This is a genomic window from Kitasatospora sp. NPDC022785 (assembly GCF_055561295.1).
In genome coordinates this window covers 123,208-144,316 of the sequence record NZ_JBVHHB010000010.1, presented here as the reverse complement: position 1 = coordinate 144,316, position 21,109 = coordinate 123,208, and the positions used below count along the sequence as shown (strand labels likewise).

General features: G+C 72.6%; 17 protein-coding genes. 6 read left to right on the top strand and 11 right to left on the bottom strand.

The window, feature by feature from the left end; all coding sequences use genetic code 11:
- Positions 1 to 2,256, top strand: a complete 2,256-nt coding sequence (locus ACZ3YO_RS18640) for a pyridoxal-phosphate dependent enzyme (protein ID WP_465570328.1) — start codon at positions 1 to 3, stop codon at positions 2,254 to 2,256.
- A gap of 8 nt (positions 2,257 to 2,264) precedes the next feature.
- Here ACZ3YO_RS18640 and ACZ3YO_RS18635 read toward each other — a convergent pair whose 3' ends face one another.
- The 4 genes from ACZ3YO_RS18635 to ACZ3YO_RS18620 form a co-directional block, all read right to left on the bottom strand.
- Positions 2,265 to 3,056, bottom strand: a complete 792-nt coding sequence (locus ACZ3YO_RS18635) for a thioesterase II family protein (protein ID WP_465570326.1) — start codon at positions 3,054 to 3,056, stop codon at positions 2,265 to 2,267.
- Positions 3,056 to 3,700 (bottom strand): response regulator transcription factor, encoded by a 645-nt coding sequence (locus tag ACZ3YO_RS18630; RefSeq protein ID WP_331741444.1) that lies wholly within the window; start codon positions 3,698 to 3,700, stop codon positions 3,056 to 3,058. Before ACZ3YO_RS18630 ends, ACZ3YO_RS18635 begins: the two co-directional genes overlap by 1 nt.
- Positions 3,701 to 3,843: 143 nt before the next feature.
- Complete coding sequence (locus ACZ3YO_RS18625; RefSeq protein WP_465570324.1) at positions 3,844 to 4,065, bottom strand: response regulator transcription factor; 222 nt, start codon at positions 4,063 to 4,065, stop codon at positions 3,844 to 3,846.
- Between the two features lie 4 nt (positions 4,066 to 4,069).
- Positions 4,070 to 4,240 (bottom strand): hypothetical protein, encoded by a 171-nt coding sequence (locus ACZ3YO_RS18620; RefSeq protein ID WP_331741448.1) that lies wholly within the window; start codon positions 4,238 to 4,240, stop codon positions 4,070 to 4,072.
- Positions 4,241 to 4,401: 161 nt separating this feature from the next.
- Here ACZ3YO_RS18620 and ACZ3YO_RS18615 point away from each other — a divergent pair, with 161 nt between their 5' ends.
- The 3 genes from ACZ3YO_RS18615 (at position 4,402) to ACZ3YO_RS18605 (ending at position 6,930) form a co-directional block, all read left to right on the top strand.
- Positions 4,402 to 5,406, top strand: coding sequence for a helix-turn-helix transcriptional regulator (locus ACZ3YO_RS18615; RefSeq protein WP_465570323.1), 1,005 nt, complete (start codon positions 4,402 to 4,404; stop codon positions 5,404 to 5,406).
- Between the two features lie 88 nt (positions 5,407 to 5,494).
- A complete protein-coding gene (locus tag ACZ3YO_RS18610) occupies positions 5,495 to 5,971 on the top strand; it encodes a hypothetical protein (protein ID WP_465570321.1) in 477 nt (158 codons plus the stop codon).
- 197 nt (positions 5,972 to 6,168) lie between these two features.
- Positions 6,169 to 6,930, top strand: coding sequence for a class I SAM-dependent methyltransferase (locus ACZ3YO_RS18605; protein WP_465570541.1), 762 nt, complete (start codon positions 6,169 to 6,171; stop codon positions 6,928 to 6,930).
- Between the two features lie 247 nt (positions 6,931 to 7,177).
- Here ACZ3YO_RS18605 and ACZ3YO_RS18600 read toward each other — a convergent pair whose 3' ends face one another.
- The 5 genes from ACZ3YO_RS18600 to ACZ3YO_RS18580 form a co-directional block, all read right to left on the bottom strand.
- Entirely contained in the window at positions 7,178 to 11,125 is a 3,948-nt protein-coding gene (locus ACZ3YO_RS18600; protein WP_465570320.1) for a DEAD/DEAH box helicase, read from the bottom strand.
- A 287-nt stretch (positions 11,126 to 11,412) separates the two neighbouring features.
- On the bottom strand, positions 11,413 to 12,234 hold the full coding sequence (locus ACZ3YO_RS18595) for a DeoR/GlpR family DNA-binding transcription regulator (RefSeq protein WP_465570319.1): 822 nt from the start codon (positions 12,232 to 12,234) through the stop codon (positions 11,413 to 11,415).
- A 314-nt stretch (positions 12,235 to 12,548) separates the two neighbouring features.
- Positions 12,549 to 13,589: an ABC transporter permease gene (locus ACZ3YO_RS18590; RefSeq protein WP_465570317.1), complete on the bottom strand. Its 1,041-nt coding sequence runs from the start codon at positions 13,587 to 13,589 to the stop codon at positions 12,549 to 12,551.
- Complete coding sequence (locus tag ACZ3YO_RS18585) at positions 13,586 to 15,175, bottom strand: sugar ABC transporter ATP-binding protein (RefSeq protein ID WP_465570315.1); 1,590 nt, start codon at positions 15,173 to 15,175, stop codon at positions 13,586 to 13,588. The genes ACZ3YO_RS18590 and ACZ3YO_RS18585 overlap by 4 nt, the downstream gene beginning before the upstream one ends.
- A 225-nt stretch (positions 15,176 to 15,400) precedes the next feature.
- Positions 15,401 to 16,444: a substrate-binding domain-containing protein gene (locus ACZ3YO_RS18580; protein ID WP_465570314.1), complete on the bottom strand. Its 1,044-nt coding sequence runs from the start codon at positions 16,442 to 16,444 to the stop codon at positions 15,401 to 15,403.
- Between the two features lie 493 nt (positions 16,445 to 16,937).
- On the opposite strand from ACZ3YO_RS18580, the gene galT reads away from it, so the two are divergent.
- Positions 16,938 to 18,038 carry a galactose-1-phosphate uridylyltransferase gene (gene galT, locus ACZ3YO_RS18575; RefSeq protein WP_465570312.1) on the top strand — a complete coding sequence of 367 codons (1,101 nt, stop codon included), beginning with the start codon at positions 16,938 to 16,940 and terminating at the stop codon, positions 18,036 to 18,038.
- Positions 18,039 to 18,066: 28 nt separating this feature from the next.
- A complete protein-coding gene (gene galK / locus ACZ3YO_RS18570) occupies positions 18,067 to 19,209 on the top strand; it encodes a galactokinase (protein ID WP_465570310.1) in 1,143 nt (380 codons plus the stop codon).
- 104 nt (positions 19,210 to 19,313) lie between these two features.
- Here the strand turns inward: galK and ACZ3YO_RS18565 are convergent, their stop codons facing one another.
- Both ACZ3YO_RS18565 and ACZ3YO_RS18560 read right to left on the bottom strand, forming a co-directional pair.
- Positions 19,314 to 20,147, bottom strand: a complete 834-nt coding sequence (locus tag ACZ3YO_RS18565; RefSeq protein ID WP_465570309.1) for a PIG-L family deacetylase — start codon at positions 20,145 to 20,147, stop codon at positions 19,314 to 19,316.
- A gap of 224 nt (positions 20,148 to 20,371) precedes the next feature.
- Positions 20,372 to 20,995, bottom strand: coding sequence for a TetR/AcrR family transcriptional regulator (locus tag ACZ3YO_RS18560; protein ID WP_465570307.1), 624 nt, complete (start codon positions 20,993 to 20,995; stop codon positions 20,372 to 20,374).
- Positions 20,996 to 21,109 lie beyond the last annotated feature (114 nt).

Below are 21,109 nucleotides of genomic sequence, written 5' to 3'. Positions count from 1 at the left end.
ATGCGGCAGGAATCGGTCATCGACGGCATCGGCCACACCCCGGTGGTGCGGCTGCGGGTGGACGCCCCCGAAGGCGTCGAGGTCTTCGCCAAACTGGAGATGCAGAACCTCTTCGCGATGAAGGACCGCGTGGCCCGGCAGGTGATCCTCGAAGCCCGGCGCACCGGCGCGCTGGCCGAGGGCGGGCCGATCGTGGAGAGCTCCTCGGGCACGATGGCGCTCGGGGTGGCCCTGGTCGGCACGTACCTCGGCCACCCCGTGCACATCGTCACCGACCCGCGCATCGACCCCATCACCCTGGCCAAGCTGCGCACCCTGGGCTGCGAGGTCCACATCGTGGCGGAGATGACCGGGCAGGGGTGGCAGAGCGCCCGGCTGGAGCGCCTGGCCGAGCTGATGGCCGACCTGCCCGGCGCGTTCTGGCCGCGCCAGTACAGCAACCCGCAGAACCCCGCCGCGTACCGCGGCCTGGCCGGCGAACTGGTCGCCGACCTGGGGTCGGTGGACGTCCTGGTCGGGGCGGTGGGCAGCGGCGGCTCACTCTGCGGGACGTCGAAGGCGCTGCTGGAACGCCTGCCCGACGTCTCGGTGGTGGGCGTGGACTGCGTGGGCAGCGTGCTCTTCGCCCAGCCGGACCGCCCGACCCGCAAGCAGGGCGGGCTCGGCAACAGCCTCATCCCCGAGAACATCGACTACCGCGTCTTCGACGAGGTGCACTGGCTGTCCGACGACGAGGCCTTCGACGCCACCCGCCGGCTCGCCCAGGAGCAGAAGATCTTCGGCGGGAACACCTCCGGGTCGGTCTACCGGGTCCTCACCCACCTCGCGGCCCGCGCCGAGCCGGGCACCCGGCTGGTCGGGATCATGCCGGACCGCGGCGACCGCTACGTGGACAGCGTCTACGCCGACGCCGCCGCCGACGCCGGCCGGGGCGCACCGCGGGGCGCCGTCGCCGACGCCCCGGAGGAGGTGGAGTACGGTGCCACGGTGTCCAGTTGGTCGTTCGCCCGGATACCCCGCCGGGACCGCCGGCTGCTGCTCTTCGTCGAGTCCAACACCACCGGCACCGGGATGATCGCGCTGCGGACCGCCGTCCGGCTGGCCCTGGAGCCGGTGCTGTTCACCAAGGACGCGGCGCGCTACCCGGACCTGGCCGACACCGGCTGCCGGGTCGTGGTCTGCGACACCGACGACGAGGCCGCGCTGACCGCGGCCATCGCCGGGGTGAGCGCCGGACGCCGGGTGGCGGGTGTCACGACGACCAGCGAGTTCTACCTGGAGCACACCGCGCGGGCGGCCGCGGCCCTGGGCACGCCCGGCAACCCGCCGGAGGCGATGACCCGCTGCCGCAACAAGGTGCTGACCCGCACCGCGCTGCACGAGGCCGGGGTGACCCAGCCCGGGTTCGCGATCGTCACGGACCCGGACCGGGTCGCGGCCGCCGTCGCCGCGGTGGGGCTGCCCTGCGTGGTCAAACCGGTCGGGGAGTCCGGCTCGCAGTCCGTGCTGTGGTGCGAGGACGCCGTGACCGCCGCCGCGCACGCCACCGAGCTGCTCGCCGTCACCCACAACGTGCGCGGCCAGCGGACGCCGGGCGCGGTGCTGGTCGAACAGTACCTGGACGGGCCCGAGTTCAGCGCGGAGATGTTCGGCGAGGACGGCGAGGCCCGGTGCGTCGGCGTCACTCAGCGCACCGTCAGCCCGCTGCCGCACTTCGTCGAGACCGGTCACCTCTTCCCCGCCGACATCGACGACGCGCTGGCCGACCGGATCGCCGACACGGCCCGGCAGGCGCTGAAGGCCGTCGGCTTCGAGCGCGGCCCGGCGCACGTCGAGCTCAGGCTGACCGCCGACGGTCCGGCCGTCATCGAGATCAACGGACGGCTGGCCGGCGGCATGATCCCGGAACTGATCCGCCCGGCCACCGGGATCGACCTGCTGGAGCAGCAGATCCGCGCTGCCGCCGGCCTGCCGCTGAACCTGTCGGCCGACCACGCGTCCCGGGCCGGCCTGCGGTTCCTGACCGCGCCGCGGCCGGGCCGGCTGACCGGCGTGGACGGGGTCCGGCAGGCCGAGCGGGTGCCGGGCGTGGAGCGCGTCCTGGTGAGCGCGACGCCGGGGCGCGAGGTCCGGCCGCCGCGGAGCGCCTACGACCGGCTGGGCCACGTCATCGCCCTCGGCTCGTCGCCGCAGGAGGTCGGACGGGCGCTGGCCGAGGCGACCGGACTGATCGAGGTCGGCGTCGAAGGGGAGTGACGCCACCGTCATGCCCCGCCCGGGGCGGGCCGGTCGCCGGGGTGCTCGTGGAGGTCGGCCGCGATCCGGCCGAGCATCCCCTCCATCTCCTCCCGGAGGAAGAAATGGTCCCCGGGGTGGACCTGGAGGGCGAAGGACGCCGAGGTGTGGTCCGCCCAGCCCGCGGTCAGATCCGCCCGGACGATCCGGTCGTCCCGGCCGGCGAACGCCGTGATGGGGCAGGAGACCCGGCTCCGGGCCGGCGCGTGCCACTGTTCGAGCAGGGTCAGGTCGGCCCGGATCACCGGCAGCATGAACTCCATCAGTTCGGCGTTGGCGAGGATCTCGGGAGGCGTGCCGCCCATCGCGGACAGCTCCGCCATGAGCGCGGCGTCCGGCAGGCCGTGCAGCGGCCTCGGCTCGGCGGCCGAGGCCGGCAGGGCCCCGGACACGAAGAGCCGGGCCGGCGGCGTGCCCCCGGGCCGCCGTTCCAGCTCCTCGGCCACCGCGTACGCGATCTTCGCGCCCATGCTGTGCCCGAGGATCGCGAAGGGCCCGCTCTCCCGCCGGAGGACCTCCTCGCACAGCGCGTCCACCATGGCGGCCATGTCGGTCAGCAAGGGGTCACGCAAGCGGGTGCCGTGGCCCGGCAGTTCGACCGGGACCACCTCGACGGAGAGGTGCCGGGCCGCCTCCGTCCAAGGGCGGAAGAAGTGCGCCGCCCCGCCGGCGAAGGGGAGGCAGTAGAGGCGGGGCAACCCCGTCGTCCCCTTGGTCCACGGCAGCCAACGGGTGCTGTGGTGCTGGTCCTGTCGCAACATCAGGTGACACCGTTCTGGTGGGCGAAAACGGCGGCCTGCAGGCGGTCCCTGAGTCCGAGTTTCCTGAGCAGCTGGGAGATGTGGAACTTGACCGTCGACTGAACGATGCAGAGCCGCTTGGAGATCTCGGCGTTGGACATCCCGTTCGCCAGCAGCGCCAGGATCTCGCGTTCGCGGAAGGTGAGAAGGTTCAGGCCGAGCGCCGGGAACAGCGCGGGCTGTTTGTCGCGGACCCAGCCCAGGAGCAGGGCCGCGATGTCGGGGGAGAGGAAGGAGTGGCCGGTGGCCATGGCTCTTATCGCCTGGGGGAAGTCCTCCACCAGGGTGTTCCGGGTGACGATCCCGGTGGCGCCGGCCAGGATGGACTCCAGGACGGCGTCGCCCTCGGCCGGTGCCATCAGCAGCGTGCGGGGGGCCTCCCGGCTCGGCCTCAGGAGCTCGCGGACGAGATCGATCCCCGTCATGTCCGCGAGCTCGAAGTCGGCCACGACGACGGCGGGGTTCAGCTCCCGGGCCAGCGCGCTGGCGGTGCTCCCGTCCGCGGTCTCACCGACCACCCGGATGTCCGGCTCGGCCACGAGGGCCGAGGAGAGTCCGCTGCGCATCAGCGGCTGGCCCGCACATATCAGAATGGGTATTTCCATCGGTCTGTGACATCCCCCTTCTTCGGAGTGGTCCTCCCAGCACGCCCGGTTCCCGCCGGTCCGGGCGTCGCCCACGGGCGAGCCGCCGGCCGGCCGGACTTGTCCGACCCCCGTCGGGGAGTGCTGCTCGGATTCGGACTGAATCAGCCCCTGCCGGGCCCGACGGGCACGACAGGCCCGGCGGCGTCGAGCCCGAGGGCGATGGCCAGCAGCTGGGTGCGGCTGCTGGCTCCGCTCTTGGCCCGCATGTTGCGGACGTGGGTCTCGACGGTGTGGTGGCTCAGGTGCAGCAGGCGGGCGATCGCCCGGGAGGTGCGGCCCTGTGCGAGGTGGACGAGGATCTCCCTCTCTCGCGTCGTGAACAAAGGTTCAGCCTCCCCAGGAGGTGTCGTCGCAGCGGGTGAGGGGCGGGCAGGTGAGGACACCGGCCGCGGTGGGAACGTCGTGGCGGGCGGGCGCCGAGGTGGCCGAGGCGACCGGCGTCAGCCAGGCGGCAGCAGCGCCGAGGAGCGCCACGGTGATGAGGATGATGCGCTTCATGGGGATCTCCCGTGGGTTCATTGGCATTTGCCCCATTGGGTGAAGGGGCCATGGCTCCACTCTGGCGGGCATCGAAGATCGCCGACATGCTTGGAGCCGTTCATCAACTTGCCTGACAGCAAAGGGGTGTGGGGGTAAATATGGACAAAAACGATCGCGATGTGACAGAGCGTCGGACCGAAGCAGGTCAGGGGCACGAATCCGACCTGTCCGTCTACGCATGGTTTGCGGAGAACCGCTACACCGGCGCCCACGATCCGGCGGTCGTGGCGCAGGCGACGGGACTGTCCCCGTCCGGCGTGACGGCGGCGGTCGAGCGGCTGCTCGATTCGGGACTGCTGGCGCCGGCCGGCGCCAGGCAGGAAGCACTGAGGGTGGTCTCCCCCGACTCGGCCTTCTTCCGGCGCGCCGCTCCCGTCGAGGCGGAGATCCGTCAGCGCCAGGACGACATCGCCCGGATGCGCAGCCGGTTCGACGAGTTCTCCCCGCTGTTCCCGGACAGCCGGGAGGCCGGCGCGGGCATCGAGGTGATCCCCACACTGGCGGAGGTGCGCTTCCTGCTCAACCGGCTGGGCGAGCAGTGCACCACCGAGGTGGTCTCCTGCCAGCCCGGCGGCGGCGCCCGGATTCCCGAGGCGATGTCCGAGGCACTGGTGCGCGACCGGGCGATGCTGGAGCGCGGCGTGCGCATCCGCACCCTCTACCACCACACCGCCCGCTTCAACGGCCCCAGTCAGGCCTACGTCGCCGCCGCCTCCGTCCTGGGCGCCGAATACCGCACCACGCACGAACTGGCCGGGCGGATCATCATCATGGACCGCGAGACCGCCTTCCTCCCCGCCGCGGGCCCGGAGCTGGGAGCCGTGGTCATCCGCGAACCGTCGACCGTCGCCTACCTGTACGAGATGTTCGAACTCACCTGGGGCCAGGCCACCCCGTTCCAGGAGTCGACCGGACGCGAGATGGAGGCCGTCGCCCGGGAACTGCACCGCACGATCCTGCGCCTGCTCGCCGACGGGCTGAAGGACGAGGCGATCGCCCGCCGGCTGGGCATGTCGCTGCGCACCGCGCGCCGTCACATCGCCGAGATCCTGGAGCAGCTCGGCGCCGACAGTCGCTTCCAGGCGGGCGTGGCCGCCAGTCGGACGGGCCTGCTGGATACCTGAAAATCGTGATGCCGTCCGACACGCCGATGCTCCATGCTTGACACTCCGACATCGCTGTGGTGGCTGGCGCCGCCGAAGGAGAGTGCACGTGGACTGGGAACGCCTGAGCGAGCGCCCCGGGCTGGACCCCTACCTCCAGGAGCTGGCGCTCTTCCTGGACGCCCACTTCGCCCGCACCTTCGGGCTGCTCTGGCCCGAGAACGACCCCGTCGTGCCCCTGGACGCGGGCGGATCGCCGGACGCGGCACTGGCCGCATACGTCGCCACCGGCCTCACGGCCCTGCTGGGCTGGAAGGTCGCGCACGCCACCGGTGCCCGGCCACCCTCCGGCCACGTCCTGGTGATCCAGTCCGCCGGATCGAGCCACTGGACGCTCCTGTCACCGGGTGACGTCGCCGCCGAGGTCTCCACCCTGAGCGGCGAGGCCCTGTACCTCCCGTCCGGCTGTCGGTCCAGCGCCGTCCACAGCGACGACGCGAGGCACGTCATCCTCGTGGTCACCGATCCCGAGGAGGGGCCGCCGGCGCCACCCGCCGCGCCGGCGGCCGACGGCCCGCGGGGCTGAGTCCGTCAGGGCTTCCGGACGGCTGAGCTCCGCTCACGCCGTTCCCCGCCGCGGGCGCCCCGCCGCGGGCGCAGCGCCCGCGATGGCACTCCCGGCTCCGGGATGCGCGGCGGCGCGGCGGGGAGGCGGCTTCCCGGCGCGGCGCTACCGTCGTCAGGGTGACGGGAACCGATGCCGACCGGCGGTGGTCCGAGTCCATGCCGGCGGCCTATGAGCGGTACCTCGTGCCGGTGGTGTTCCGGCCCTTCGCCGAGGACCTGACCGCCCGGGCGACGGCACTCCACCCTGAGCGAGTCCTCGAACTGGCTGCGGGCACCGGCGCGTTGACGTCGGGCCTGCTCGCGGCGGCACCCTCGGCCGAGGTGACGGCCACCGACCTGAACGAGGCCATGGTCGCGTTCGGATCGACCCGGGCCCCGGGCGCGGTGTGGCGGCAGGCAGACGCACAGCGGCTGCCGTTCCCGGACGGAGGCTTCGACCTGGTGGTCTGCCAGTTCGGCGTGATGTTCTTTCCCGACCGCATCGAGGCCTTCACCGAGGTCCACCGGGTGCTGGCCCCGGGGGGCCGGTTCCTGTTCAACACCTGGGGCCCGCTCGGGACGCACGCCTTCGAAGTCGCGCTGCAGGCCGGGCTGGAGCGGGCCTTTCCGGTCGACCCACCGCGGTTCTTCCCCACGGTTCCGCACGGCTACGCCGACCCCGCTGTCGTGGCCGCCGATCTGGCGGCCGCCGGGTTCGCCGTCGAGGACGTGCAGAAGGTGACGCTCCAGGGCCGGGCCGCGTCGACCGCCGACCTTGCCACCGGGTACCTCACCGGGACACCGGTGCGCGTGGCCGTTGAGGAGCACGGCGACGGACCGGCCCTCCGGGCCACCGTCATCGAGGAGATGACGGCCCGTCTGGGCCTGGGGCCGGTCACCGCGCCGATGACGGCGTACGTCTTCCGCGCCGCGGCCTGACCGCAGGACCCGCCCGCGCCGAGGGTGAGGTGAGTCGACGTGGCAGTCGGGTCCCTCTTGTCGGCCCTCGGCCACGGCCACGGCTGGCCGGTTCGCCGTGAGGCCGGCAGGTAGATCGGCAGGCAGGCTGCTCCATTCCCACTCCAACGGTGGCGGACCCCTGCTCCGGGCACGGTTCGCGAGAACACCGGGCGTCGGTTCGGCCAATCTCCTCTCGTGGAGTCCTTCCGCCGGAGCGGGCCGCGGGTCAGCCGTTCAGCCAGCCGGACGCGTCGAACCTGGCCAGGCCGCTGTGCCCTGCCAGGACGTCGAAGTGGCGGTGCCGGCCCCACAGGGCCCGGTCGCCGATGACCAGCAGTCGTCGGCGGGCCCGGCTCACGGCGACGTTGAGGAGGTTGGGGCTGGCGGCCGCCCAGTCGCGGGCTCCGTTCTGGGACGCCACGGTACCCAGCAGCAGGATGACCACGTCGGCCTCCTTGCCCTGGGTGGTGTGCACCGTGCCGACCCGCTTCGCGGGAAGCCGGTTTCCGGTCGTACGCCGTGCCCCGGCGACCACCTCACGGAAGGGGCTCACCACGAACACGGACTTGCCGAGGCGCTCGCGCACCTCGTCGGGCGACGCGGTGCGGAGGTCGGCCGGCTGCCGGCCCTCCCGGTGCGCGGCCTCGGACTCTTCCTGCTCGATCTGCGCGCGCATCCGCTCCTCGAGGAGGTCCAGCGCCCTGCCGAGCACGAGGCCCTGCTGAGCCACCCACTTGCCGTCGGACTCGCCCCCGACGACGTTCAGCCAGACGCTGCGGTCGGCGAGCGGGCAGGGCGCCCGCTCACCCGTGCCGAACACCATCAGCCCGTCGTAGGCGATGCGGTTGCTGATCTCGAACATCGGATCGTCGCAGCGACGGTGCACCCGAAGCGGTGACCCCACCCACACCTCCGTCCCGCCGTCCGGGAGTTCGGCCGGGAGCCACGTGCCGCACCGGGCGAGGCGGTCGGCGACCCGCTGGACCGAGGTACGGCCGGGCGCCCACTCCTGCGCCACCCCGTAGTGGGTCCGGAGCCGCTGCTGCACCGTCCAGGGCACCGTCACGACGGGTTCGAGCTGCAACGGGTCGCCGACCACGACCGCGCGGCGGGCCCGCCAGAGTGCGCCGACCGCCTGCTGCGGGGCGGCCTGCCCCGCCTCGTCGATGAACAGCCAGCCCAGGGCCTCGGAGCCCAGGCCCGCGAAGAGGCGGTCCAGCGAGGCGAAGGTCGTCGACACCACCGGCACGACCAGGAACAGCAGCTGCCAGGCTGCGCGGACGTGCTCCGGCGGCAGGTCCTTCGGGGCGTCCCCACCCACGACCTCCATCACCGCCTGCAGGCTGGTGAGCAGGCGCTTCGCCTCCGCAGCGAGGAAGGCCCGGTGCAGATCCAGCGCGGCGAGGAAGACGCGGGTGCGGGCGGCGCTGAACTCCTCGTCCATCCAGGGGGCGGACGTCTCCCGCCGACGGTCGGCCTGCGGGTCTCCGGGGAGCGCGGCCCAGTCCTCGGCCGGCACGTGTGCGCGCCACCGTCGCGTCGCCTCGGAGACTCGGTGGGCGGCGATGTCGGCGGTGGTCCGAACCGTCGCCGCTGCCCGCTCGGCGGCGGTGACGGTCAGCTCCGCGCGGCGCAGGCCGTCCAGCCGGCCCGCGTACGAGCGCTGTGCCGCAGCCTCGGCGGCAGCGGCCTCCATGCCGGCGGCCCGTGCGGTGGCGAGGAGCTCACCGAGCCGGGCGAGTGCGGTCTCCGACGCCTCCCATGCCGTTTCGGCCTGGGCCATGGCGCTCACCAGGGGTTCCCGCCCGCGCAGCCAGCGTTCCTCCGCATCCGAGGACAGCCGGGCGCGGAACCGGCCCGGACGCTGACGCGCATCGTACGAGCGCAGGTCGTCCAGCCGTGACTGGCACACCCCCCGGCGCAGTTCCACGGTGCGCTGAGCCTCGGCCGACGTCGCGGACACCTGGTGCTCGGTCTGCCGGGCGGCCGCCAGCCCTTCGGCCGCGGCCCGCACCGCGGCGTGTGCGCCGGCCAGCGCGCGCTCGGCCGGGGCCTTCTCCGCCCGGGCCGCTGCAACGGCGGCATCAGCGGTCCGTATCTGTTGCGCCAGGAGCTGCCGGCTGTCGCGTGCGGCGGCCGCGGCCTCCCTGGCTGCGGCGAGCTCCTGGACGGCCTGGCGCGCCTCGGTGAAGCGGCGTACCGCCAGCGGCCAGGGATCTCCCAGCGGAGCGGTGGCCGGCGCATCCGACGCGCCCGGGGCACCGGATGGGCGGCTGTCGCTGTGCGGGTTCCGATCCGGGGCAGGTCGGGCGTCACGGTCCGACTCCGTCTGCCGGACGAGGAGATCTCGCAGCCCGTGACCGGTGGCCACGGCTTGTCGGCGGCGCCGGCCGGGCCGTTGCGGGTCGGCCGTCTCCTGGATCTCCCGGCCCCACCAGAGGCGGCTGACGAACTGGGAGCGGTTGGCGCGATTGCCGAGAGGCGCCGCCACCGCTCCCCACGCCTCGGCGCCGCCGAGCAGGAGCCTGCCCTGCGCGGAGAGGTAGTCGGCCTCCTCGCGCCACTCCCCGGCCACCGCGGCCGCGGACGGGATCTCGGTCGTCACGTTCTCGACCGCACCGTTGTTGGCGGACGCGATGACGATCTCGTAGCCCGTCAGCTCCTCGCGCAGCCCGTGAAGCTTCCGGTTCCACTGGCCGGAGCTCCAGGTGTGGACCTTGCCGAACGCGTCCGCGGGAGTGGCCAACGCCGCCAGCCGCTCCGCACGTTGCACCACCAGGGCGGCGATCAGGTCCCGGAGCATGGTGGTCTTGCCGGTGCCGGGCGGCCCGTTGACCGCGTAGAGGCCGCCGCCCCCGGCGCCGCCGAGCTCCGCCAAGGCGCTGTTCACCGCGAACTGCTGGCTGAGCACGAGCGGTTGGTCACTCCTGCCGGGCCACCGGCCGAGCGGGGCGGCCGTCGGACGGACACCGTCCAGCAGGGTCTCCGGCCGTTGCCGGACGTCGGTCCGGCGGCCGGAGTCCAGAGTCGCGGTGGGTCGGAGGTACTCCTCCAGCGCCCGCCCCGACGTGCCCTCCGCGAGCGCCGCAGTCACCTGCTCGAGGTCCGCGGCGATGAAACTGTTGAGGAAGTCGGCCTGGTCGCTCTCCGCGCTCTGCGACTCCCGGACGGTGTAGCTCTTCACCCGCACGGCGTCCGGCCGCAGCGCCTCCGCGATCCCGAGCCTTTCGGCGACCCAGCGGGTGACGGCCGCCAGGTCCCTCACCTCCAGCGGCTTCAGGCCCAATGGGACGGGGAGATCGCCCGCCGGGTCCGGACCCAGAGGGTCTTCCGGCGCGTCCGCGTCGTCCCCGGACCGCGGACCGCCGTCGGAATCGGCGCCGTCCGCGGAGTGCACGGCGCCGTCGAGGACTCCCTCCGCCCGCTCGGTCACGTGATCGCTCACCCGGCTGGTGACCCCGTCAGCGAGCGCCTTCGCCGCCGATCCGGTCAGCGTCTCGGCGACCGCCTGGGTGACCGAGCCCAGCGCCGCGCCCGCCACGGTGCCGACGGCCGAGGCGATCCCGCCGACGGCCACGCCGAGCACGACGTCGACCGCCACGCCCGCGATCGCACCGAGGGCGGATCCGGGCCGGGAGGGCGCGCCGCCCGCTCCTCGCTGCCGTTCCACCACCGGGAGCCGGCCGTCGCCCAGCTCGAGGAGCGTGGACACGCACTGCTCGGAGTCCTTCTCGAAGTCGTCGAGCCAGGCCGGGTCCGCCGGTCCCGGGCGCAGGGCCCGGCCCACCGCCCAGGCGCACGACGAGATCGTCACGCTGTCCTTGAGGAGCAGCCCCTGGTCGTTGACCGAGAAGCAGAGCACTGCGCTCTGGCCGCCCAAACGGCCGTCGAAGTCCTCCGTGGGCCCGTCGGTGCCGAACACGCCGAGCAGCGTGTCGCGCAGCGCGGTCAGCTCGAACACGCCCGCGTACACCGTGTGCTGCCAGGACCGTCCGCGGCCGGGCGAGCGCCGGCGGAGCCGGTGGCCCGGTTCCCACGGCAGGGGCCGGCCGTCCTGGACCGGGTAGACGTCCTTCGACGGATCCACCCGGTCGACCTTCTGCGGGCTGAACAACTCCACCGCCCGCCAGTACCGGACGATCCCAGCCCTGCGCTCGCGTTCTCCACCGGCCATCCCCACGCCCCCTCATGCCAGCCACACCCGGAGATCAAGCAGCGTACGGGATCACGAACTACCCACGCGTGCCTTGGTGACTCCGGCGGATCGGGAGGACGGCGGATCGCCGGTTCTCCGCATGCGGAAGGGGCCGGAGTCCCTGCTGCACGGCCCATCAGGCGGGCGGAGCAGGTGCACCGTCGCGAGGCCGGGGGCTCAGGCCGTCGGGATCTCAGCCGTTCGCCTCGGACTGCCGGCACCCGGCGACGGTCGTACGGGCTGAGCACGTGTCAGGCCGGTCCCGCCTACCGGCCGCCGGCGTCCGGCGAAGTCCCGGGAGCACCCGTGATGACCAGCTCGCCGACTCTGTCCGCGAGGACCGCCCGGGCGTCCGGCGGCATCCTGTCGTCCGTGACGAACCAGCCGATCTGGTCCAGGTCGGCGAAGGTGCTGAGCCCGGTGATGCCCCACTTGGTGTGATCCGCGGCCACTGCGACGCGGCGGGCGCGGGAGATGAACACCCGGTTGGTCTGTGCTTCCGCGAGGTTGGGGCTGGTCAGACCCTCGCTCTCGGTGACTCCGTGGGTGCCCAGGATCAGCAGGTCCACATGGAGGGAGGCGATGGCGTGATCGGCGATCGGGCCGACGAGCGCCTCGGAGCGGGTCGCACTGCCGCCCGTCAGGAGCACGACGGGCGCCCGGTGGGCGGCGTCCGCCGCGCCGCGGACGAGGCGCTCGACCGGAAGGGAGTTGGTGAGGATGGTGAGGTCCGGCACGTTCAGCAGTTGCGCGGCCACGGCATGCGTGGTGGTTCCGCCACTGATGGCCACCACCGTGCCGGGGTTGACCAGGGCCGCGGTCGCCTCGGCGATGGCGGCCTTGGCCGCGGATTCCAGGGTCGACTTCACCTCGAATCCGAGCTCTTCGCTGGTGCCGACGGCGACCGCGCCGCCGTGGACCTTCTCCACCGCGCCGGACCGGGCCAGGGCGTCGAGATCGCGGCGGACCGTCATGTCCGACACCCCGAACACGACGACGAGATCGGAGACGCGCACGGCGCCGTCGCGCCGGACCGCCTCCAGGATGAGGGCGCGGCGCTGGTGGACGAGCAGTCCCTGGTCGGACATCCCCATACCTGTCGTCGGCTCCCTCGGGCGGATCGGATAGGGCGAAGTGGGACTTTCGGACAGCGGGTGCGCCGAGAGCGGACCGGAGAGCCCGCCCACGGTGCTGTCAGCCTCCCGCGAGCTTCCTCCGGGTCCCCGGTACCGGGACCGCAGGTGGCACCCGTCCCGGACGGGTGCCACCTGCGGCCGGCGGCGATCAGGCCGACCCTCGGCGGCCCTCGCCGTTCCGCCGGGCGTACCGGCCCGGCCGTTCCGTCCCCGGAACGGCCGGGCCGGTACGGCCCCGGCGGAAGTCAGGGAGCGGTCCCGGTGTGTCAGGCAGGGAGGCCGATGGCGCGTTCGCCGTTGCGGCGCTGCTGGATGACGACGGCGACGACGAGGAGGGCACCCTGGGCGACGTTCTGCCAGAAGGAGTTGATGCCCTGGACGGTGAGGCCGTTCTCGAGGCAGCCGAGGAGGGCGACGGCGAGCAGGGTGCCACCGATGCCGCCCTTTCCGCCCTTGAGGGCGCAGCCGCCGAGGGCGGCGGCGGTGATGGCCTTGAGTTCGAGACCTTCGCTGCCGGAGACGGGCTGGCCGCTTCCGGTGCGGGCGGTGAGGAGGATGCCGGCGATGGCGGCGACGGTGCCGATGAGGGCGTAGACGGCGACCAGGTACTTGTTGATGTTGATGCCGGCGAGGCGGGCGGCGGTGTCGTTGCCGCCGATGGCGTAGATGTTGCGGCCGATGTCGGTGTACCTGAGGAGGAGGTGGACGGCGAGGGCGACCAGGATCAGGATCCAGACCATGACGGGGAGTCCGGCGATCTTGCCACGGCCGAGGAAGATGAAGATGTCGTTGTTGAGGACGTAGCCCTGGGCGCGGCCGTTGGAGATGAGCTGGGCGAGGCCCTTGTAGGCGGCGAGGCCGGCGAGGGTGGCGATGGTGGGGTTGACGCGGCCGTAGACGATGATGACGCCGTTGAGGACGCCGATCAGTAGGCCGGTGCCGACGGCGGCGGCCATGCCCGCCAGGGCGTTGGCGCCCGCGGAGGTGAAGGCCATGGCGGAGACGACGGAGGCGACGCCGGCCTGGGAGCCGACGGAGATGTCGAGGCCGCCGCAGATGATGACGACGGTCTGGACGACGGCGAGCAGGCCGGTGATGGTGGCGGCTTCGGCGATGACCTGCATGTTGTTGAGGCTGAGGTAGTTGTCGTTCAGCACGCCGAAGAGGGCGAGCACGACGACCAGTGCGCCGATCAGGCTGAGGTTCTGCCCGCCGACCGAGGCGAGGACCCTCGGCGAGCCCGCGGACCGACGTGGGGAGTGGCCGCCGTTCTTGGCGGATGGCGTGGTGCGGGTCGTGGTGCTCATGCGGAGGCTCCGGAGGCGGGGGCGGGGTTGGTCGTACCGGCGAGGTCGTCGGCCATGGCGAGGTTGAGGATGGCCTCCTCGGTGGCCTGGGCGCTGCTGAGTTCGCCCGTGATGTGGCCGTTCTGCATGACGACGATGCGGTCGGCGAGGCCGAGGACTTCGGGGAGTTCGGAGGAGATGACCAGGACGGCGACGCCTTCGGCGGCGAGGTCGGCGATGATCTGGTAGATCTCGGCCTTGGCACCGATGTCGATGCCGCGGGTGGGCTCGTCCAGGATGAGGACCTTGGGCTTGCGGGCGAGCCAGCGGGCGAGGACGACCTTCTGCTGGTTGCCGCCGGAGAGTTTGCGGACCTCGTGTTCGATGGAGGGGGTGCGCACCCGCAGGCGGTCGGTGTACTGCTGGGCGAGTTCGCGCTCGGCCCCGCGTTTGACGAAGCGGAAGCGGCGCAGGCGTTCGAGCACCACCGTGGACGTGTTGTCGCGGATGGAGCGCTGCAGGAAGAGTGCCTGGGCCTTGCGTTCCTCGGGGGCGAGGCCGAGTCCGGCGCGGATGACGGCACCGGGTTTGCCGGAGGGCAGGCGCCGGCCGTCGAGGGTGACGGTGCCGGAGTGGATGGGCAGGTCGCCGGCGAGGGCGAGGGCGAGTTCGGAGCGTCCGGCGCCGATCAGACCGGCGAGGCCGACGACCTCGCCGGCGTGGATCTGCAGGTCGATGTCGCGTACGGCGTCGGTGGTGACGCCCCGGACGTCGAGGACGAGGCGGTCGGTGGCCACGCGGGTGCGGGAGAACAGGGAGGAGAGGTCGCGGCCGACCATGAGGCGGACGAGGTCGCCTTCGGTGGTGGTGGCGGCGTCCTGGACGCCGGCGAGGGTGCCGTCGCGCAGGACGGCGATGCGGTCGGCGAGTTGGAAGATCTCCTGCATGCGGTGGGAGACGTAGACGACGGCGACACCGTCGTCGCGCAGGCGGCGGATCAGGGTGAAGAGTGCGTCGACCTCGTGTTCGGACAGCGAGGAGGTGGGTTCGTCGAAGGCGATGACCTTGGCCTCGCCGGTGAGGGCTCGCAGGATCTCGACGAGCTGGCGCTGGGCGGGGGTGAGCTGGGAGCCGAGGAGGTCGGGGTCGAGGACCTTGTCGAAGCCGAGGCGCTTGAGGTCGGCGGTGATGCGGCGGCGCAGTTCGGCACGGTCCAGGCGTCGGCCGGCGGCGCGGGGCAGGGAGCCGGCGTAGACGTTCTCGGCGACGGAGACGTGCGGGATGATCTCCGGTTCCTGCGGGATGATCCGGATCCCGGCGGTCCGTGCCTGGGCGGGGGAGGCGAGGTCCACGCGCCTGCCGTCGAGGACGACGTGGCCTTCGGTGGGCTGGTGGTCGCCGGTGAGGATCTTGAGCAGGGTGGACTTGCCGGCGCCGTTCTCGCCCATCAGGGCGGTGACCTGGCCGGCCGGGAAGTCGAGGGTGACGCCGCCGAGGGCCTGGACCGTGCCGAACCGCTTGGTGACCTGGTGGACGCCGGCGCTGCCGGCGGCGGGCTGGGCGCTGGGCGGGCGGGGATCCGGGTTCGCGTCGTGGGCTGGGCTCATGGGGTTCCTCGAGACGGCGTACGGAGGGTCGGGAAGGGCTCGTGGCCGGTGCGTCACGGTCGCTTGCGCACCCGGGGAGGAGCGGGAGGTCCGGTGGGGTTCGGTCCGTCCGCCCCTCGGGCGGTGCCGAGGCGGCGGGAGGGGGTGCCCCCGGCCCGGCGGGGCAGTTTCCGGGCCGGGCCCGGGGCACCGAGGCCGGCCGTGGGGGTCCGGCCCGATCGGGGGTCAGCTGCAGGTGACGCCGGCGCTCTGCCAGGTGGCCGCGTCGACCATGGTGGTGGGGGCGAAGGCTTCCTTGGGGAAGTCCTTGCTGTTCTTGAGCTTGTCGTACATGGTCTGGACGGCGAGGGCGCCGACGTCCTTGCCGTTGATGAACAGGGCGGCCTTCATGCCGGTGGGCTTGTTGCCGCTCCAGTTCTTGCAGGCGAGGTAGGCGCCGAGGCCGACGCCGATGACGTTGTCGGGGCTGATGCCGGCATTCTGCAGGGCGGTGACGCCGCCCTGGACGTTCTCGTCGTTGCAGCCCCAGACGACCCAGTGCTTGACGCCGGCGTTGGCGGTGATCGTCGCGGCGATCTTGTCCTGCGCACCGGTGGGGGTGTTGTCGGTGGCGACGTCGATGTTCTGCACCTGGGCGGCGTCGGCGCTGAACGCCTCCTTGGCGGCCTTGACGCGGTCGCCGCAGACGGTGACGTCCTGCTTCCAGGCGGAGATGATCCGGGTGTCGGCCGGGTTCCAGCCGGCCTTCTTGTACTCCTGGGCGGCGCGCTTGCCGACCTCGGTGCCCATCTGCTGGCCGGAGAAGCCGATCCGGGCGACCAGGTCGTCCTTGGCACAGGCGGCGGGGTCCGGGCCGGTGGCGCAGATCTGGTCGTCCGAGGTGAGCAGGGCGACCTTGGCGTCCTTGGCGGTCTGCACGACCTGCGGGCCCACGGCCGGGTCCGGGACGACGATGATGACGCCGTTGGTCTTCTGCGCGATCGCGGACTGCACCTCGCTGATGGTCTTGTTGGCGTCGCTGCCCAGGTTCACCACCTTCAGGTCGACGCCGAGCTCCGCGGCCTTCGCCTTGGCGCCGGCCGCCTCCCCGACGAAGTACTCCTGGTCGCCCTGCTTCTGCAGGTAGGTGATCGAGATCTTCCCGCTCACCGGCGCGACCGGGGCATCGCCTCCGGCGACGGACTCCTGCCCCGTCGAACAGGCGGTGGTCAGGCCCAGAGCGAGCAGCAGACCGGTCGCGGCGACAACACGGCTGGTGGGACGGAACATGCGGGAGCTCCTTCGCGCAGGCGCCGACTCCGGCGCCCACAAAGGGTCGGGGGGTACTGCCCGTTCGGGCCCCGGGCGGAAGTGGGAGCTGATGGGCCGCACTCGCTTCGACCTGCGAGGTACCAGCCACCAACCCTCAAGAATCAACACTTTCAAACGGGATGGCACATATGACATCTCTGTTGCGCGGTAGTGTCAAGAGGAAGTCGGGGACGAGATCAGCTTGTGACCTCGCGGATCCCGGGTGTGGGACACCCGTCGGCGCGGCGTGGCCCGTATTCGGCCGGTCGGTGACGAAGCCCGTGTCCGCCGCCTCGGCACCAGCTGTGGAGAACGGGTGGGGCCGTCCGCTCCGGCCTCACTGCCCGCGCCCCGCCTGCGGTCGGCGGCTCGCTCGAAGGCTGGTGTGTTGACTTTTGTTCTATATCGTTTGACTATGAGCGCGATTGCTCGGTCCGGGGAGCCGACACGGGGCCCTGTACGGAAGGAAGCCATGATCAAAACGTCGGAGAAGCTCGCGGACGGCCGCGAGCTCCTCTACTTCGACCCGGACGAGGCCGTTCCACGGGAGGGCCACGGCGACCTGCGCCCGCTGGAGGCCTCGGTGAGCCTGTCCGAGATCCGCCGCGACCCGACCACCGGCAGCTGGGTGACCGTGGCCGCGCACCGGCAGGCCCGCACCTACCACCCGCCGGCGGACGAGTGCCCGCTCTGCCCGTCCCGCGAAGGCAGGCTCAGCGAGATCCCGGCCTCCGACTACCAGGTCGTCGTCTTCGAGAACCGGTTCCCGTCCCTGGCCGGCGACGCCGACCCCGAGCTCCCCGGCCACCCGGTGGCCGAGGCCGCACCCGGCACCGGACGCTGCGAGGTCGTCTGCTTCACCGCCGACCACGGCTCGTCGTTCGCCGACCTGACCGAGTCCCGGGCCCGCCTCGTCCTCGACGCGTGGACGGACCGGACCGCCGAACTCTCCGCGCTGCCCGACGTCAGGCAGGTGTACATCTTCGAGAACCGCGGCGCCGAGATCGGCGTCACCCTCGCCCACCCGCACGGGCAGATCTACGCCTTCCCGTTCCACCCGCCGCGCACCGTCAGCATGATCGAGCAGGCCGGCCGGCACCGCGCCGCCACCGGCCGCAACCTCTTCGAGGACGTGCTGGCAGCCGAACGCGCAGACCCGGTGCGAGTGGTGCTGACCGGCGAGCACTGGACCGCGTTCGTTCCGTTCGCCGCCCGCTGGCCTTACGAGGTGCACCTCTACCCGAACCGCAGGGTCGCCGACCTCACCCACCTCGACGAGGCCGAACGCGCCGAGTTCCCCGGCCTGTACCTGGAACTGCTGCGCCGCTTCGACCGGCTGTTCATCGAGGAGGGGCAGTCGGAGCAGGCCCGGCCGACGCCGTACATCGCGGCCTGGCACCAGGCGCCGGCCGTGGACGGCCACGAACTGGCCCTGCACCTGGAGCTGTTCACGATCCGCCGCACGGCAGGCAAACTGAAGTACCTCGCCGGCGTGGAGTCGGGCATGGACGCGTTCGTCAACGATGTGTCGCCGGAGGCGGCCGCACAGCGCCTTCGAGAGGTCGCATCATGAGTACCACCGCCACGGGGGAGCCCACCCGATGACCCGGACCCACGCCGCCCGCGGCGCCGCTGCCCCGAACGCCCTCGCAGGGACGTGGGCAGCGCCCGGCCGCGTCAACCTCATCGGCGAGCACACCGACTACAACGACGGGTTCGTCCTGCCGATCGCCCTGCCGCACACCGCGCGTGCCACGGTGCGGCTGCGCACCGACGGGGTGTTGCGGCTGTACAGCGAGCAGGGCGGTGGAGCCGCCGTGGAGCTGGCCGTCACCGAGCTGGCCCCGGGCGGCGTGGACGGCTGGGCCCGTTACCCGGCCGCCGTGGTGTGGGCACTGCGCGAGGCCGGACACCCGGTCGGCGGCGCCGACGTGCGCATCGACAGCGACGTGCCGACCGGCGCCGGCCTCTCCTCCTCGGCGGCGATCGAATGCGTGATGGCCGCCGCCTGCAACGACCTGCACGATCTCGGTCTGGACGGCCCCGAGCTGGCCCGGATCGCGCAGCGGGCCGAGAACGCGTTCGTCGGCGTCCCCTGCGGGATCATGGACCAGATGGCGTCGATGTGCTGCCGCGAGGGCGGGGCGCTCTTCCTCGACACCCGCGACCTGTCCGCCCGCCACGTCCCACTCGACCTCGTCGCGGCCGGCCTGCGGCTGCTCGTCGTCGACACCCGGGTCAAGCACGACCTCGCCGACGGCGAGTACGCGAAGCTGCGGGCCGGCTGCGAACGGGCCTCCGCCCTCCTCGGCCTGCCCGCCCTGCGCGACCTCGGCCCGGACGGACTGCCGGCGGCGCTGGGCCGGCTGCCGCACGAACTCCGCCCGCTGGTGAGGCATGTGGTGAGCGAGAACGCGCGGGTGGAGCGGGCGGTGGCCCTCCTCGACGCGGGTGACCTGCGCGGACTGGGTCCGCTCCTGACCGCCGGGCACGCCTCGCTGCGCGACGACTACGGCGTCTCCTGTCCGGAGACCGACCTGGCCGTCGAGGCGGCGGTCGGCTCCGGTGCGCTGGGCGCCCGGATGACCGGCGGCGGTTTCGGCGGTTCGGTGATCGCCCTGGTCGACGCCGGCGCCGTGCCCGCCGTCACCGTCGCGGTCGAGGAGGCCTTCCGGCAGGCCGGCCACACCGCCCCCCGTACCTTCACCGCCGTTCCCGCGACCGGCGCCCGCCGCATCGCCTGACCAGGCCGGGGGTTCCCCGCCGGCGGCGCACCACGCGCCGCCGGCGGGCAGCCCTCGATCGTCGCGGCCCGGGCCACGCCGACGGCCCGGGCTGTGCCGGGAGATCAGTGCAGTCCGGCGAAGAGGTCGTTCTCGGGCACGGCCGCGCCGGTGGTGTCCTGGATCCGTACGAAGGTCTCCACGCCCATCAGCTCGGTGAACCTCTCCTTGCCCATCTTCAGGAAGAAGATGTTCTCGCCCTGGCTGGCGTGTGCGGCCAGCGCGTCGAACTTCTGGCCGCCGAACTCGGTGGTGTCCACCCAGGTGGTGATCTCCTCGTCGGGGAGTCCGATCTCGGCCATCGCGGCGGCCTCGGCCGGATCCGGCTCCTCCCACTCCGCGCCGAACTCGCGCATGACCTCCCCGAAGCGCTGCATCATCGAGCGCGGCGCCGTCGTCCAGTACACCTTCGGCGTCATCCCGGTCATCGCCAGCGCCGCCATCGTGACGCGGTTCGCCTGGATGTGGTCGGGGTGGCCGTAGAACCCGTTCTCGTCGTAGGTCACGACCACATCGGGCCGGTAGCGCCGCAGGAGTTCGGCGAGGCGGGCAGCGCCCTCCTCGACGGGCGTCCGCCAGAAGGACCCGGGGGCGTCGTTGGCCGGCCAGCCCATCATCCCGGAGTCGGCGTACCCCAACATCTCCAGATGACCGACCTTCAGGACCTCGCAGGCCGCCTCCAGTTCCTGACGGCGCATCGCGGCGACGGCCGCCGGATCGTGCCCGGGCTCGCCCGGCTTGACGCCCCCCGCTCCGTCACCGCACCCGCCGTCGGTACACGTGACCAGGACCGTGCGGATCCCCTCCGCCGCGTACCGCGCGAGGACACCCCCCGTCCCGGTGGCCTCGTCGTCGGGGTGGGCGTGTACCGCCATCAGTGTCAAGGGCCGGTCAACCATGAAAACCATCCTTCGGTCCGAGAAGTGCTCGGTCCGAGTCTGCGGCACGCGGGCGGGTGCCCGCCCGCAATATCGGGGTGACCGGGCATCCGGAAGACCCACGGGCCCCGGATCACGCCGGAGCGGATGCCCCGTCGGCCTCCACTCCCGGCCGGCGCGGCGCCGGTCCCTACGGCGGCCAGTCCGACGAAGCCGGCCGGAGCCGGGTCGGACCGGGTGCCACGTCAGCCGTCGTGCCGGCCCTGAAGGTCGTTCAGGGACTCCTGGAAGCTGCGGATCAGCGCGGCGAGGCCGGTCTCGAAGGCCCGCTCGCGGAAGTCGGGCGGGGCGTTCCGCAGCGGTTCGAGCCCGGGCGGGAGCGCCTCGTCCGTCCAGGCCGCGTCGTGCGGGCGGTCGAGGTGGAGCGCGGAGCCGATCAGGAGGTACTCGACGGACTGGACGACCGAGAGCACGTGCTCCTCGGGCCAGCCGGCCTCCCGCAGCAGGGCGAACGCACAGGCGTAGGCCTGCAGGGCCGCGACGGACCGGGTCGGCCGGGAGGCGAGCAGCGGCACCATGTTCGGGTGGCGGGCGAGGGCGGCGCGGTACGAGCGGGCCCAGGCGTCCAGGGCGGCGGTCCACGGCTGGACGGTCGGGTCGAGCTCCATCTCGGCGACGATGAGGTCGCTGATTCCGGCGATGATCTCGTCGCGGCTGGAGACGTAGTTGTAGAGCGAGGGCCCCTTGACGCCCAGCCGGGCCGCGATGCGGGTGGTCGAGAGCGCGGCGGCGCCCTCCTCGTCGACCAGTGCGAGAGCGGCCTGCATGATTCCGTCCCGGGTCAGCAGTGGCCGTGACGGCCTGCCCATCTGTTGGTCCTCTCGTCCGCTGGTGGTCACCCCCGGGTATGGGCTCTCGCCGTGGACTAGTGTACGTTCTCGCCCAGGAAAAACTACGGGTTCTAGTTTTAGGGGTGTCCATGG